13 protein-coding genes are annotated in these 13,878 nt (G+C 59.0%); 6 read left to right on the top strand and 7 right to left on the bottom strand.

Annotated features, from left to right (window positions below; translation table 11 throughout):
• Positions 1 to 2: 2 nt before the first annotated feature.
• Entirely contained in the window at positions 3 to 461 is a 459-nt protein-coding gene (locus AC3ISI_RS10900; protein WP_489336925.1) for a glycine zipper 2TM domain-containing protein, read from the top strand.
• Positions 462 to 492: 31 nt separating this feature from the next.
• Here the strand turns inward: AC3ISI_RS10900 and AC3ISI_RS10895 are convergent, their stop codons facing one another.
• Positions 493 to 1,308, bottom strand: coding sequence for a transporter (locus tag AC3ISI_RS10895; RefSeq protein ID WP_489336924.1), 816 nt, complete (start codon positions 1,306 to 1,308; stop codon positions 493 to 495).
• Positions 1,309 to 1,534: 226 nt separating this feature from the next.
• Between AC3ISI_RS10895 and AC3ISI_RS10890 the strand changes: the two genes are divergently transcribed.
• The 3 genes from AC3ISI_RS10890 to AC3ISI_RS10880 all read left to right on the top strand — a co-directional run bounded on the left by AC3ISI_RS10890 (position 1,535) and on the right by AC3ISI_RS10880 (position 5,213).
• Positions 1,535 to 3,148: an arylsulfatase gene (locus AC3ISI_RS10890; RefSeq protein WP_489336923.1), complete on the top strand. Its 1,614-nt coding sequence runs from the start codon at positions 1,535 to 1,537 to the stop codon at positions 3,146 to 3,148.
• Positions 3,149 to 3,217: 69 nt separating this feature from the next.
• The gene (locus tag AC3ISI_RS10885) at positions 3,218 to 4,489 is read left to right on the top strand and encodes an OmpP1/FadL family transporter (protein WP_489336922.1); all 1,272 of its coding nucleotides are present in this window, start codon (positions 3,218 to 3,220) and stop codon (positions 4,487 to 4,489) included.
• A gap of 49 nt (positions 4,490 to 4,538) precedes the next feature.
• Complete coding sequence (locus AC3ISI_RS10880) at positions 4,539 to 5,213, top strand: DUF3313 domain-containing protein (RefSeq protein ID WP_489336920.1); 675 nt, start codon at positions 4,539 to 4,541, stop codon at positions 5,211 to 5,213.
• A gap of 68 nt (positions 5,214 to 5,281) precedes the next feature.
• Here the strand turns inward: AC3ISI_RS10880 and ligD are convergent, their stop codons facing one another.
• From ligD to AC3ISI_RS10860, 4 genes are all read right to left on the bottom strand, one after another.
• A complete protein-coding gene (gene ligD / locus AC3ISI_RS10875) occupies positions 5,282 to 7,858 on the bottom strand; it encodes a DNA ligase D (protein ID WP_489336918.1) in 2,577 nt (858 codons plus the stop codon).
• Positions 7,855 to 8,847, bottom strand: a complete 993-nt coding sequence (locus tag AC3ISI_RS10870) for a methyltransferase (protein WP_489336916.1) — start codon at positions 8,845 to 8,847, stop codon at positions 7,855 to 7,857. Before AC3ISI_RS10870 ends, ligD begins: the two co-directional genes overlap by 4 nt.
• A gap of 9 nt (positions 8,848 to 8,856) precedes the next feature.
• The gene (locus tag AC3ISI_RS10865; RefSeq protein WP_489336914.1) at positions 8,857 to 10,224 is read right to left on the bottom strand and encodes an iron-containing redox enzyme family protein; all 1,368 of its coding nucleotides are present in this window, start codon (positions 10,222 to 10,224) and stop codon (positions 8,857 to 8,859) included.
• A 247-nt stretch (positions 10,225 to 10,471) separates the two neighbouring features.
• A complete protein-coding gene (locus AC3ISI_RS10860; protein ID WP_489336913.1) occupies positions 10,472 to 11,197 on the bottom strand; it encodes a tellurite resistance TerB family protein in 726 nt (241 codons plus the stop codon).
• Between the two features lie 223 nt (positions 11,198 to 11,420).
• Here AC3ISI_RS10860 and pcsA point away from each other — a divergent pair, with 223 nt between their 5' ends.
• Both pcsA and AC3ISI_RS10850 read left to right on the top strand, forming a co-directional pair.
• Positions 11,421 to 12,143 (top strand): phosphatidylcholine synthase, encoded by a 723-nt coding sequence (pcsA, locus tag AC3ISI_RS10855; protein ID WP_489336912.1) that lies wholly within the window; start codon positions 11,421 to 11,423, stop codon positions 12,141 to 12,143.
• Positions 12,144 to 12,149: 6 nt separating this feature from the next.
• On the top strand, positions 12,150 to 12,536 hold the full coding sequence (locus AC3ISI_RS10850; RefSeq protein ID WP_489336910.1) for a DUF488 domain-containing protein: 387 nt from the start codon (positions 12,150 to 12,152) through the stop codon (positions 12,534 to 12,536).
• A 130-nt stretch (positions 12,537 to 12,666) separates the two neighbouring features.
• On the opposite strand, the gene AC3ISI_RS10845 is transcribed toward AC3ISI_RS10850, so the two are convergent.
• Complete coding sequence (locus AC3ISI_RS10845) at positions 12,667 to 13,479, bottom strand: class I SAM-dependent methyltransferase (protein WP_489336909.1); 813 nt, start codon at positions 13,477 to 13,479, stop codon at positions 12,667 to 12,669.
• A 37-nt stretch (positions 13,480 to 13,516) separates the two neighbouring features.
• A complete protein-coding gene (locus AC3ISI_RS10840) occupies positions 13,517 to 13,786 on the bottom strand; it encodes a DUF4242 domain-containing protein (RefSeq protein ID WP_489336908.1) in 270 nt (89 codons plus the stop codon).
• Between the last annotated feature and the right edge of the window lie 92 nt (positions 13,787 to 13,878).

The raw sequence follows: 13,878 nt of genomic DNA, 5'->3' as shown, positions 1-13,878 counted from the left end.
GCATGAAAGCAATCCTGTCCTGGATGACCCTCACGTTGGCGGCTGTGCTAATCAGTGCCTGCTCTGCTGTCGGATCAAGCTCTGGCGGTGCCGGTGAGATGGAGATTCGATCAGGGAAGATCGAGCAGATAACGCTGACACAGATGCAGACCAATCACGACAGTGGCATCGGTGCCGTACTCGGCGGCATTGGCGGTCTCGGTATCGGCAGCCTGATCGGTCATGGCACCGGGCGCGATGTCGCCATGGTTGCCGGTGCGCTCGCCGGTGCTGCCGGGGGTAATTATGTAGAGAAGAAAAAGTATGACCAACCGGTAGCCGCGCAACAGGTCATCGTGCGGGTCACCAGTGGCGTGCTGGTATCAGTGACCCAGCCGATCAATCCGAACTTGAGTAAAGGCAAGAAAGTGTATATCGAAGGCTCAGGCAATGATGCCCGCGTGGTACTGCAAGGCGGTTAAGGTCACGAGATCAACATGAGCGGGCTGGGGCTCATCTGGGAAACAAAAACGTAATCGCCGCGCGAAATCCCCAGCCACGCGCACCGTCTTCGGGACTGTCGGCCCAATAGCGTGGCCCGGCCTGAATGGTCAGCGGCTGGTCTCCCAGCTTGAGCAGCTGAGTCACCGTGGCATTGATGGGGACTGACCATTCCTTGGTTTGCCAGTTGTAGGTCGACTCGGTGTTCACCCCAAACGTGGTGTAGGTGTGAGTGGTGTACGACCAAAAGGGCTGCAAGAACGTCTGATTGACCTTTGGCGCATTGGACTGCTCGCCGCTCAGGCTCCAGATCTGATTGGCCAGAATGCCGCGAGTCCATCCGTTTGATTGTTTCAGCGCCACGATGGTCGGCCCTGCCCCCCACTGGCGACTGCTCAGCAACCTGTCACTTCCGGTGGGAATCAGCAATACGGGTCCGCCACCAAGAATCCAGCCACTTGCCGTTGGGTCCTTGGGCGAGAAGAAAAAACTTTGGGTCACATCACCCACACCGGACTTGTCCGCCACGCCGTCTGGAGCCAGGCCATGCTGGTCGATAATCGGCAGGATCGTGCGGGAGATCAGGTTCCAGTGGTCATTCAACTCGAAGGGCAGGACCGGTTGGACGTTGGTCACGTTTTGCATGCCATCCCCTGTGGGGCCCATCTTCTGATTCCAGTTGTACTGGATCGGGAGGCTGTACAAGTTCGCGATCGGATTCAGGGATTTTTTGGCCAGCTCGGCGGAATCATCTGCGTGCGCACCTAACGCCCCGAAGAAAAGGGCACAAGGCAACAGATAATAATTTTCAGGTCGCAGGCTCGGCATGTTTAACACCTCGGTGGTTTGAGCATCAGCAAAGCGCAGTTTTATCGCTCTCACCATTCAATCGCTAAACAAATTGAAGTTTTGCGTAGGTTTTACCTCTTTTAAGAAGGCTGCTTCTGGAAATTTCGCAATACCTACCTAATCTCTTCGCGGGGGGATCCAATATTTCAGGAGAAGCCTGGGGGCTTCTTTTCAGCGTGCGAACCGCCGTACATAGGATCTTCATATGAACCGGAAAAAAATTTTCTCCGTACTCGCAACACCTTTGCTGATGTCGGCAATGTTTATCCCCGCAATGACACATGCCGCGGATAAGCCGCCCAACATCCTGGTGATCATGGGCGACGATATTGGCTGGTCCAACATCGGTGTCTACAACCAAGGCATGATGTCCGGTCGCACACCTCATCTCGACCAGCTCGCCAATGAGGGCATGCGCTTTACCGATTATTACGCCGAGGCCAGTTGTACCGCCGGGCGCGCCAACTTCATCACGGGTGAACTGCCGATCCGTACGGGCATGACCACCGTCGGCCAGGCCGGTTCGCCGATCGGTATTCCCGCCGAAGCCGTGACCATCGCCACCACCCTGAAATCCATGGGTTACGCCACCGGTCAGTTCGGCAAGAACCACTTGGGCGACCTGAACGAGTTCCTTCCCACCGTCCACGGCTTCGATGAGTTCTTCGGTTACCTCTACCACCTCGACGCCATGGAAGACCCGGCACACCCCAACTATCCAAAAGACCTGCTGGACAGGGTCGGCCCGCGCAATATGGTCCACAGCTGGGCCACCACCACCGATGACACCACCGTCATGCCGCGCTGGGGCAAGGTCGGCAAACAGAAAATCGAAGACGCCGGCACCCTTTATCCAGAGCGGATGAAAACCATCGACGAGGAGATTCGCGACAAAACCTTCACCTTCATCGACAAGGCCAAGCAGGACAACAAACCGTTTTTCGTCTGGTTGAACCCAACCCGCATGCACATCGTCACTCACCTGTCCGACAAGTACGAAGCCATGCGCAATGCAGAAAACGGCTGGTCGGAACAGGAAGCCGGCATGGCCCAGCTTGATGACATCGTCGGCGATGTCATGGACAAGCTGAAAAAAGAAGGCATGGATGACAACACCATCGTGGTTTTCACCACCGACAATGGTGCGGAAAACTTCACTTGGCCGGACGGCGGCACCACCCCGTTTGCTATGGGTAAAGGCACTGTGATGGAAGGCGGTTTCCGGGTGCCGGCGATCGTTCGCTGGCCGGGCAAAGTACCGGCTAACACGGTCGGCAACGGCATTATGTCGGGGATGGACTGGTTCCCGACTCTGGTCGCTGCGGCGGGTAACCCGAACATCACCACGGAACTGCTCAAAGGTAAACAACTGGGCGATACCACCTACAAGGTGCATCTCGACGGCTACGACCAGACACCGATGATCACCGGTAAAGGTCCGTCGAACCGGCATGAAATCTTCTACTTTGGAGAGAGTACGCTGGGTGCGGTGCGCATTGATGATTACAAGTACCGCTTCATTGACCAGCCTGGCGGCTGGTTGGGCGCCAAATTATCAGTAGATGTGCCAATCCTGACCAACCTTCGTCTTGACCCTTTTGAACGCATGGGTTGGCCGGAGAACCAGTCAGCACAGGGCTCCCAACAGTACTTCGACTGGTTCAAGTTCCAGTTCTGGCGCTTCGTATTCGTCCAGCAACAGGTGGCTAAACTGGCAGAAACCGCCATCGAGTACCCGCCAATGCAAAAAGGCGCGAGCTTCAACCTGGACTCGGTCAAGGCCAAGATCGAAGCCGCCCGGGCAGCCATGGCCAAGTAAGCAGCTGAATGCAAGGGTAGCCGGCGTCGGCTACCCTTGTTTGAAGGGACATTTTCTGGGGGGAAATCCATGCCGACAAAAAAAACAGTTGCCCTACCCACTTTCACCTTGATTGCCTTGTGCTGCCAGCAAGCCTGGGCCGGTGGCATCATGCTTTACGAAATAGGCACGGATAACGTCGGCCTGGCCAACGCCGGCGCCGCAGCCCGCGCTCAAGGCCCCTCGACCATCGCCTACAACCCGGCGGGCATGAGTTACTTGCCGGGTACGCAAATCACCGGCGGTTTGCAAGTGCTCTACGGTGACGTGTCCTTCAATCGCGATTCCGGCACCAACGGCACGGGCAGTGGCAGTGGTAACGCCCTCGATCCGATTCCCGGCGGCAGCTTCTTCGTCACCCATGAGCTGGACGATCACTGGAGCGTCGGTTTCGGCACCTACGGCGACTTCGGGCTCGCGGTCAATTACGACAACGATTGGTCCGGGCGCTATTTTGCACAAAACGCCAGTATCGTCGGTTTGTCCCTGGTGCCCAGTGTCTCTTACCGCTTCAACGAACAATGGTCGGTAGGTTTGGGCGTCAAGGCCATGTACGGCGAGTTGAAGGCGCAAACCGCCATTGACCGTAGTCCCTTCGGTTTCACCGATCGCACCGATGGCCAATACAAGTACCGGGATGGCACCTGGGGCTATGGCGCCAACGTGGGGGTGATCTACGCCCCGCAAGCGGGCACGCGCATCGGCCTGACCTACACCAGCCAGGTCGATCTGGACTTCGAAGACCGACTGGATGTGAAAGGCGATGGGCGACTGCTGGAGCGCGTCAACAACACCAATACCAAACTAGACGTGAAGGTGCCGCAAACCGCCACCCTCAGCTTGTTCCAGCAAATGGACCCGAAATTGGCGTTGCTGGCCTCGGTCAACTGGCAGGACTGGTCGGAGTTCGGCGACATAGGCGTACAGGTCGACACCACGGCGTTTGGAGCGCAGTCGACAACGGTCAACGCGCATTTCAAAGACACCTGGCACCTCTCCCTTGGCGCGCAATACCAGGCCACCGAGCAATGGCTGTGGAACGTTGGTGTGGCATACGACAGCAGCGCCGTGTCCGACAGCAATCGCAGCGTGATCGTGCCGATGAACGAATCATGGCGCCTTGGGACGGGAGCCACGTATGCTCTAGACAAGGACACCGACGTTAATGTCAGTTGGGCACTGATCTGGCTCGGGGACATGCCAGATCAGCAGATCAAGACCGTTTCGGGCAATCGAATTTCCGGTCAATTCGATAACGCCTGGATTCAAGCGCTGACCGGGAACATGACTTGGCGTTTCTGATGCATAGCAAAAAAAAAAACACGACTTAAACCATGGAGTAAACACTACTATGATTTTATCCCGAAGCTTGTTCATCGGTGCTGCACTGACCGGCGTCCTGTTGGGCGGTTGCACCTCGAAAGTCACCGAGACAACGCAGTACTCCGGTTTCCTGTCGAGCTACAACAACCTGCAGGAAGTCGAAACCCCCAGCGGTGGTACGGCGATGCGTTGGTTGAGCCCATCGTGGAACCCGAATGCGTATAACACAGTGGTATTCAACAAGCTGGATTTCTATCCAGCGCCGAAACCCAATGAACGGGTCAATAAGCAAACGCTGGCCGATATTCAGAACTACATGACCACCAAAGCCCGGGCCACACTGGGCACGAAATACCAGGTAGTCAGCACTCCGGCAGCCGCTCCGGCCGGTTCCAAAACATTGATCCTGCGCGCGGCAATCACGGGGGTGAGCGCTTCGAACGAAGGTATGAAGTGGTATGAAGTGGTGCCTATTGCGGCCGTCGTCGGGGCGACTCAGGCAGCCACCGGCCACCGCGACCAGAATACCGAGCTGTATATCGAGGCGGAATTCATCGACGCCAAAACCAACCAGACCGTGGGCCGAGTCGTGCGCAAAGTGTTTGGCACGACCCTGGAAAACGAAAGCCAGAATGTCACTGCGAAAGATTTTAAAACCGCTATCGACAAACTGAACTCTGACCTCCAGCAGCTCATCAAGTAACTGCTTTCAAGTCATAAAGCGGTCCTACCGGCGCCCCGTGAACGGGGCGTCGGCATTTTCGCCTCCGATCACTTTTTCATTCCCACCCGCCGTCGCATCTCGGCCGTAATCGTCTGCCGGGTCTTCTTCAGATCCGCCCAAGGAGCATTTCCCACCTCGGCCAGGCGTTCATGCACGGTGTGCACGTTCCATTGATTGCCACCCTTGAGTTCAGCGACCTCCTCGCGAAAGATGGGCACCGACACCGGCAACCCTTCACGGGTTCGTACCGCGTAGGCGCAAATGGTGGTGGCGCCCAGGCCGTTGCGCAGGTAATCGATGAAGATCCGCCCTACCCGATTTTTCGGTCCCGACACTGCGGAAAAACGCTCCGGCAACAACTTGGCCATATGGCTGACAATCGCATGGCTGAAGTCTTTTACTTCGTCCCAGCCGAGCTTGCGGGTCAACGGCACCACCAGATGAACGCCTTTGCCGCCGCTGGTTTTGAGAAACGCCTTGAGCCCCAGTTCATCGAGCACCGACAGCGTCAGTTGAGTGGCTTCGACCATGCTCTTCCAGGGCAGCGCCGGGTCCGGGTCGAGGTCGAGCACGAAGCGGTCAGGCCGGTCGAGTTTATCTGCGGTGGCATTCCAGGTGTGCAGTTCCACGGTGCTCATCTGAACGGCGCCAATCAACGCTTCGGCGTTGTTGATGATCATCACCGGTTGGCCGGTCAGCTCCTTGTCCAGAGTGGTGATGCCTGGAATAGCCAGGCGCTCGGCGTTTTTTTGGAAAAACAGCTCACCGGCGATGCCATCAGGCGCGCGAACCAACGCCACCGGGCGGTCCTTGAGCTCAGGCAAAATCCATTGGGCAACACTGGCGTAATACTCGGCCAGTTGCACTTTGGTAGTGCCGCTGGAGGCGTCGATGATCCGATCGGGATGAGTGATACGCACTTTGCCTTCGCCCAGGCCGATTTGCGACGGTGCCGGTTGGGCCGTGCTTTTTTTGGTGGCAGCGGGCTGTTTTTTCGCTGGGGTTTTCACCACTTTCGCTCGCTCCTCTGTGATGCCTTCGGCGGGTTTGTCCTCGCGCAGGCCATGGAACACCGCATGGCGAACCGAGCCTTCCTTGGTCATTTCAGCGAACGCCACTTCCGCCAGCACCTTGGGTTTGAGCCAGTGCACTCCCTTGGCCTCGAAACCGGTGGGTGGATTGACCACCGACGGCTTTTTCGCCTGCAATGGTTTCAGTTGTTCATAGATGTATTTGAGCGTGGTCTCGTTGAACCCTGTGCCGACCTTGCCGGCATAACGCAACTGGCCGCTGTCACGGTCATGCAAGCCGAGCAGCAATGCACCGAAGGCGTTGCGCGAACCTTTCGGATCGGTGTAGCCGACTACCACAAATTCCTGCCGGTGTTTGCACTTGAGCTTGATCCAGTCGCTGCTGCGCCGGGACACATAAGGCGAGCCCAGACGTTTGCCGATCAGCCCTTCCATCTGCATTTGACAGGCGCTGTTGAGCAAGGCTTCCGGCGCTTCGTCGAACGAGTCCGAGAAGCGCAGCAACCGGTCCTGATTGAGTTTGAGTACGGTAGAAAGCGCCACCCTGCGCTCTTCGACCGGCACCTCTCGCAGGTCCACGCCGTTGAGGTAAGGGAGGTCGAAAAGGTAATACAAGATGTTGGCGCTGGCACCCGCGTCGAAGGCATTCTGCAGCGCCTGAAAGTCCGGCACACCTTGCTCGTCGGCTACCACCATTTCACCGTCGAGCCAAGCCGACTCGAGGTTCAGCGCCGCTAACGCTGCGGCTTGTCTGGGGAGTTTGTGGGTCCAGTCGTGACCGTTACGGGTGAAAAGTTTGACGTCGCCGTGATCGACGCGAGCCATGATCCGGTAGCCATCGAACTTAATCTCGTAGCTCCACTGGCCCTGCGGGGCCTTTTCGACCAACGTGGCCAGTTCCGGTTTGAGCTGGTCTGGCAGTTTGGCTTTGCGGGCGCCGGTGAGCGGCGCAGAAGTTGTTTTAGCGGACGGTTTAGCGGGCTTCTTGACGGGCTGGGGTTTAGCCGCGGTTTTTGATGGCTTGGCGACTAGGGTCCGGTCACTCAGTACACTGTCAGGCTCGGCTGTGACTACGTCGTAGTCGCTCTCGGGTTTGGCCGCGCTGTCCTGATGCTTGATCAAAAACCATTGTTCCTGCTTGCCCGGCATGTGCGTGCGCACCAGATTCCACAGCCCGCCGAGCTTCTCGCCTTGCAACTCGAATTTGAGTTTGCCCTTGGCGTAGGCCTTGGCCGGGTCCTCCTGCGGAATCCACACGCCACGGTCCCAGACGATCACATCACCCGCGCCATAGTGCCCCTCTGGAATACTGCCCTCGAACGTCGCGTAGTCCAGCGGATGGTCTTCGACGTGGACCGCAAGGCGCTTGACCTTGGGGTCAAGCGAAGGACCTTTGGGCACCGCCCAGCTTTTCAGCGCGCCATCGAGCTCCAGGCGAAAGTCGTAATGCAGGCGTGAGGCATCGTGCTTCTGAATGCAAAACTGCAACGCATGGTCTTTCGCATTTTTTTTGCCAGGGCGTTTGGTCGCGGCGGGTTCAGAGGTCGCCGAGAAGTCGCGCATGCGGTTGTAGTCGTCGAGGTTCTTGTTCATGGTGCACCTGCAGACGCAACGATCCCCCCGATACCGGGGCCGACCCGCGTGACGATCAGCGCCACCACCGCAATCCGCTCCACCCGTTGATAACCGGGAGTCAGCAACTCTTCGCCGAACACGTCGGGGTCGAGTTCGCGGTAGGTCCAGCCGAACATAGCCGACTCCAGGCGCGGGGTCAGCGCTTGCAGAAACGGATCATGACCATCGATCATCGCCACACCGGTGTACAGCACCAACGAACCGCCGGGTGCCAGTCGATTCAAGGCTTGCTCGACAATGCGCACCGACAGTTGCGCGCCGTACGCCCCGCCGCCATGGCGATAGGCGCGCTCGGCCGGGTCGGCCATGTAGGGTGGATTGGCGACGATCAGGTCGAAGTGACCGTCGACGTCCTGCAACACATCGCTGGCCTCGATGCTGACATTGGCCACTTCGGCGAGGGCAGCATTGATCGCCGTCCGGCGCAGCGCCGTCGGGTTGATGTCCACGGCCAGCACTTGGGCTTCACGGCGGGCGCGGGCAATCAATATTGCACCGACGCCGGCACCACAGCCGATATCCACGGCACGCCGGATCGGGGCGAAGTCGTGTTGCAGATGGTCATGGATCAGCTGCGCAAACCGGTACGTGTCAGGGCCAAAGAACACCGCGTCCGTCGCGTCGGTGGGAAATGCGGAATGCACAAACAACAGATCATCCAGGCTCGACCAGCGCACCCGACTTTTCAGGTGGCCGTTGCCTTCCTCGAGCACGCCAGCCTGTAACAACTGCCGCTGCTCATCCGCCGACAACAGGCCCGGTTCGAACGGCCGCGACCAGCCGAACACATCGCGCAGGGTCTGGGCCTGTCGCCAGGCCTCGCGATCAAGCACTCGCTGATGCGTCAACGGTGTCGGCGTGATGAATCGATAGCCGTCAGCTTGCAAACGGCGCCCCAGTTGCAGTAACGCCAGATCGGCAGTGTCCATGTGTTCTTCCTGATTCATGTAAGGCTCCTATCGAAGGCTGGATTTGAGCTCGATGAATCTGCGCGTGGCCAACAGGCCGGCGGGATGGGAATGCCGGTGCGCCGACAGCCACGGAATTAACACCAGCATCTGCTCGGCAGCGGTCCGCCCCTGCAGCGCGGCTTCCACGCTCTGGACATCCGGGTCGCTGGCGGGCAAAACGGGTTCGACGGCATCACTGTGGCTGCGGCGATACGCCGGTGGCGGGCACGCGGGCGTCCAGTCGCCAGCGATCCAGTCGTGCAGCAGCTGTTTTTCATAAGGGCTGAACACCCCGAACATCGCCGCGCCGTCGCCCTCAATCAACTGCCAGAAACGGCTGGCTTGCGGATCTTGGTGACGCTTGATCCAGCCCTTGTTTTCCAGGGCGGCGAGGAAACCGGGCAACTGTTCTGGCGCCGATAGCCATTGGTTGACAGTCTTGCCTTCAAAGCGGCAGTAGTCGGAATGCATGTGCTGGCCGAACGGGCGTTTGCGTTCGAGCATGTTCAGCACTTCGCCGTACAGGTCGAACGACTCGATGATCGCCCGACTGCCGGACCCCAGATCATTGAGCCGATAGCCCAGCGCGACCCGGCGCAGAAAATCGTCGCGATCCCCTTCCAGTGGCATCAGTTGCAGCACCGCCTGCACGGCCTTGTGCGCGTGGCCGGTGCTGGCATTGTCGATGGTTACGTGCAGCGTGAAGTAATACGGATCGATGCCCAACTCGCTGAGTTCATAGGCACTGATCAGCAGGTGCAGCGGCAGCTGTTCATAGCCCAGGTTGTAGCCGATCACCTCGGGCAAAAACTCCTCGGCGCATTCGCCCAGCGCCAGCTGTATCGCGCCTTGCAGGTAATGCTCATCGGCGATGACGCCGGTGTCCTGCAAGCCCAGTTCGGCCAGCAGTTTTCGGTAGATCACCACATGGTTGTGCGCCGGGTTGCCCTCACCCAACTCCTCCAGGTAGGTGCACATCAGCCCGTCGAAACGCGGGTCACGCCACTGCGCCAGCAACCCGGACAGCCAGGCGCCATCCACCAACTTGGTGGGGGCAACGGCTTGCAGGAAATACAGGGCATGGGCCTTGTTGCTGAAATACTGCCGACCGCCCCCCGCTTTGCGAGCTTTGAGGTACTCGGCGTATTGGCGAGCCACTTCGGTAGCGTGGTGTTCGACAAAGTTTCGCAGGTCTTGCGGCAGATCCTGCGGCACGGTCGCTGCTTGCAGCAGTTGAGCGTGCAGAAACGTCCTGGCGAGAGGCTGGGCATCGTCACTGAGCAGCAATTGCTCGTAGGTCTGCTTCAGGTTACCGGCGGCAGATATCGCCTGCTCGTGGGCAGGCCGGGATTGGAGTCGTGTCAGGGCAGTCATGGGCGCATCTCTCGGTCTATGGCCAGTGGCAGGACGTTCAAGCAACACGTCTCTACATCAGCAGAGCGACAGGCGCGGAGAAAAATTCAATCGGCGTTCAGATTGCCCGGACAGACGGACTTGTGGTGGGGAATGCCGCCCGGAGCCGGCTCGCTCCCACATTAGATTTGTAAACACAGATCCAATGTGGGAGCGAGCCGGCTCGCGATGGCAATCGGATAGCCAACATGGGTTTTGTTGCTGCACCTCAAACCGCGCCACCCTTGGCCTGCTGTTCCAGATGCACCTGCAACTGGGGATCGATGTTCAGCGCCGCCGCCAGCTCGTCCAGATAGGTACGCTCGGCCTCCCCCTGATCGTTCACCAGCATGACACTGGCCAGATACATTTCCGCCGCAATCGCCGGATCGGTTGCCGACAGCGACACATCGGTGGCATTCAGTGGCCGAGCCACCTCTTCATCCAGCCATTGCTGAAGATCCGGATCATCGGTGTGTTTGCGAATTTCAGCGCTGATCATCTGCTTCTCTGCATCATCAATGCGGCCATCGGCCTTCGCCGCCGCAATCAACGCGCGCAGCACGGCGTGGCTGTGGTCTTCGACGTCCGGGCCAGACAACAAATCGACGGTGCTCGGCGACTGTTGTGGCGCCGCGGCCTGACTGCGCTGCCAGGCTTGATACGCCTGAAAGGCCATCATCCCCAGCGATGCGAGGGCGGTATAGCTTGCGCCGCCACCACTGCGATTTTGAGACACACCGCCTGTGGGTGCGCCGCCGCCCAGCAAACCGCCGAGCAAGTCATCCAGCCCACCTGCGCTACTGCTTGAGCTGCTCCCACCACCCATCAGGCCGCCCAGCAACCCGCCCAACCCGCCGAGCGGATCTTGAGAGGACGCACCACCGCCACGCTGTTGTGAAATCGAGCCCTGCCCGGCCCGCAGTAACTGTTCGAGTAAATCACTGGTGTTCATGACGATGCCCTCCTCAAGGACGTGAATCAGTCAGGCAACGATAGTTCTCGTCGGTAAACGCGCCACCACCGTTGGGCAGGCGTGAAAGCCTGATAGGCCGCCAGGATACCTACGGTGAACCTTATTCCCGGATTCCCGGTCGATACCTGCAACCCGACCCGGTTTGCCGACACCCCTAGAAGGGGTGATAACAGGCTTGCTTCACTTTCTGGAGAACGCCCCCGTGATTTCGACCGTACACATTGCCAGGCTCAAAGCGTGGGGAGCCCACGGTTTCACCGCGACCGGCGTAGTGAGCGCCTTCCTGGCTACCTTGGCGCTGCTGGACAACCAGCCGACTATTTGCCTCCTGTGGCTGGGGGGCGCGCTGATCGTCGACGGGCTGGACGGCGCACTCGCGCGCAAGGTCAATGTGCAGTCGGTGCTGCCCGGTTTCGATGGCTCGATTCTGGATCTGGTGATCGACTACCTGACCTATGTGTTCATCCCGGCCCTGTTTATTTATCGCTACGTACCGTTGCCGGCTCACACGCTGCTGCTGACGGTGTCGCTGATTCTGGTGTCATCACTGTTTTGCTTCTGCAACGTCAACATGAAAAGCAAAGACAACTACTTTCAGGGCTTTCCGGCGGCGTGGAACGTGGTTGCGCTATGCCTGTACATCATTGCGCCGACACCGTGGGTGACTTTGTTTACGGTCATCGGCCTGGCCTTGTTGACAGTGACGCGGATGAAGTTCCTGCACCCGTTTCGCGTGCGCCGTTTCATGCCCATCAACATCGCTGTGACGGCCATCTGGTTGCTGTGCAGTTTGTCGCTGGTGCTCAACCATCCGGTCATCAACCCGATGGTGATGGGGCTTTGGCTGCTGATGTCGGCGTACTTTCTAGGGATCTGCATCTGGCGCACGGCATTGGAGTGGTTTGACGGCTCGCGTCATCCATAATGTGACATGGCTATTTATATCGTTCGACTCGGTTCACCGCGCGCACCCAATGAAGGTTTGCGTTTAGGCACGGTACGCCGCCCTCCCCGCGGCGTACCGAAGGCCGAGTTTGCCCGCCGGGATTTTTATGATGTCTGGCAGCCGCTGCTGTCGCCCAGCGCGGAGTTGCTCGCCGAAGCCAAAGCGGCCATCGATGACAAGGCCTGGGAAGCCTTCAAGCGCAAATTCAAGGCTGAAATGAACCATCCCGCGCCGAGTCAGCTATTGGACCTGCTGGCGGCCCTCTCCCATCAAACATCGCTGGCCGTTGGTTGTTATTGCGAGGACGAAACGCGTTGCCACCGCTCGGTATTGCGTGAACTGTTGAAGGCTCGTGGTGCCAGCATCTCGTAGAACTAAAAAACACCATAATCCCCTGTAGGAGCGGGCTTGCCCGCGAAGGCGGTGTATCAGTCAACCTATATATCGACTGATACACCGCCTTCGCGAGCAAGCTCGCTCCTACAGTCAGATCTACGTCAGTTCAGCGCCTGGTGATGACGACTTCGAGGTATTCGCTCGGCACCACCAGTGACTTCTCCCCTGCCCGGTTCGCCCGGCTCAGCAACTCGGCCAGGTCCTGTTCCAACGCCTGGGCTCCATCGGGGGGCAGCGCCGCAAAGGCTTTATGGAGCGGTCCATACCATTTGCGGAAGACGTCGATGAAGTGCGCCGCCGAGCGATAGCGGAAGTTAAACGTACGACGCGTCACCTGGACCAGAAAGTCGCGTTCATCAAAGTGTGTATGCAGCCAGGCTTCGGTGCCCCAATTGGAAGGCGGTTGTGCCCCGGCCGGGGGCGGCATGTGGCGGCCCAGGGTCTTGAACATCTGCCCGACATAGCCTTCCGGCGTCCAATTGGCCAGGCCGATCCGCCCACCGGGGCGACAAACTCGCGCCAGTTCGGCGGCGGCTTTGGGCTGGTCGGGGGTAAACATCACGCCGAAGGTCGACAGCACCGCATCGAAGCTCGCATCCGCGAACGGCAGCTCTTCGGCGTCGGCCACTTGGAAAGTCACGTCCAGGCGCTCCGCCCTGGCCCGGTCTTCGCCACGCTCCAGCAGCGCGGCGACGTAGTCAGTCGAGGTGACTTTGCAGCCCCGGCGTGCGGCGGCGAGTGTCGCATTGCCGTTGCCAGCGGCGACGTCCAGCACCCGCTCGTCACAGAGCAGATCGCAGGCTTCGGCAAGCTGCTCGCCGACAATCTGCAACGTGGTGCCGATGACGGCGTAGTCGCCGCTGGCCCAAGAGGCCATTTGGCGGTTTTTCAGGGCAGTGAGATCAATCGGTGTACTCATGAAGTCTGCTCCGTAAGGATTGCAACGCGATCGCGGCCTATTCCGCCGTGGTGGGATCGATAATGCCCGTCACCTGGGAAATACGGTTGGCCGGGAAACCACTGCGGGTGGCGTGTTCTTTAATGAGCGCTTCGCTGGGTGCGATGTACACGCAGTAGAGCTTGTCGCCGGTGACGTAACTCTGAAGCCACTGCACCTCTGGCAACTCGCGCAACACGCTGCAGGACTTTAGCGCGGCGGCTTTCAAATCGCGCTCTGACAGTGTTCCAGCGCCCGGGATCTCGCGCTCTATGACGAACTTTGGCATGGCAACCTCTCATTCTTGTTATTGATGACGGGGTCGGAAGCGGCCCCGTTTGCCAACTATCGTCCTGGCGCAGGCCAACGTCCTGCCCGATC

The sequence above is a fragment of the Pseudomonas sp. GL_139_B genome, assembly GCF_057834475.1.
This window is presented reverse-complemented; position numbering and strand designations above follow the sequence as displayed.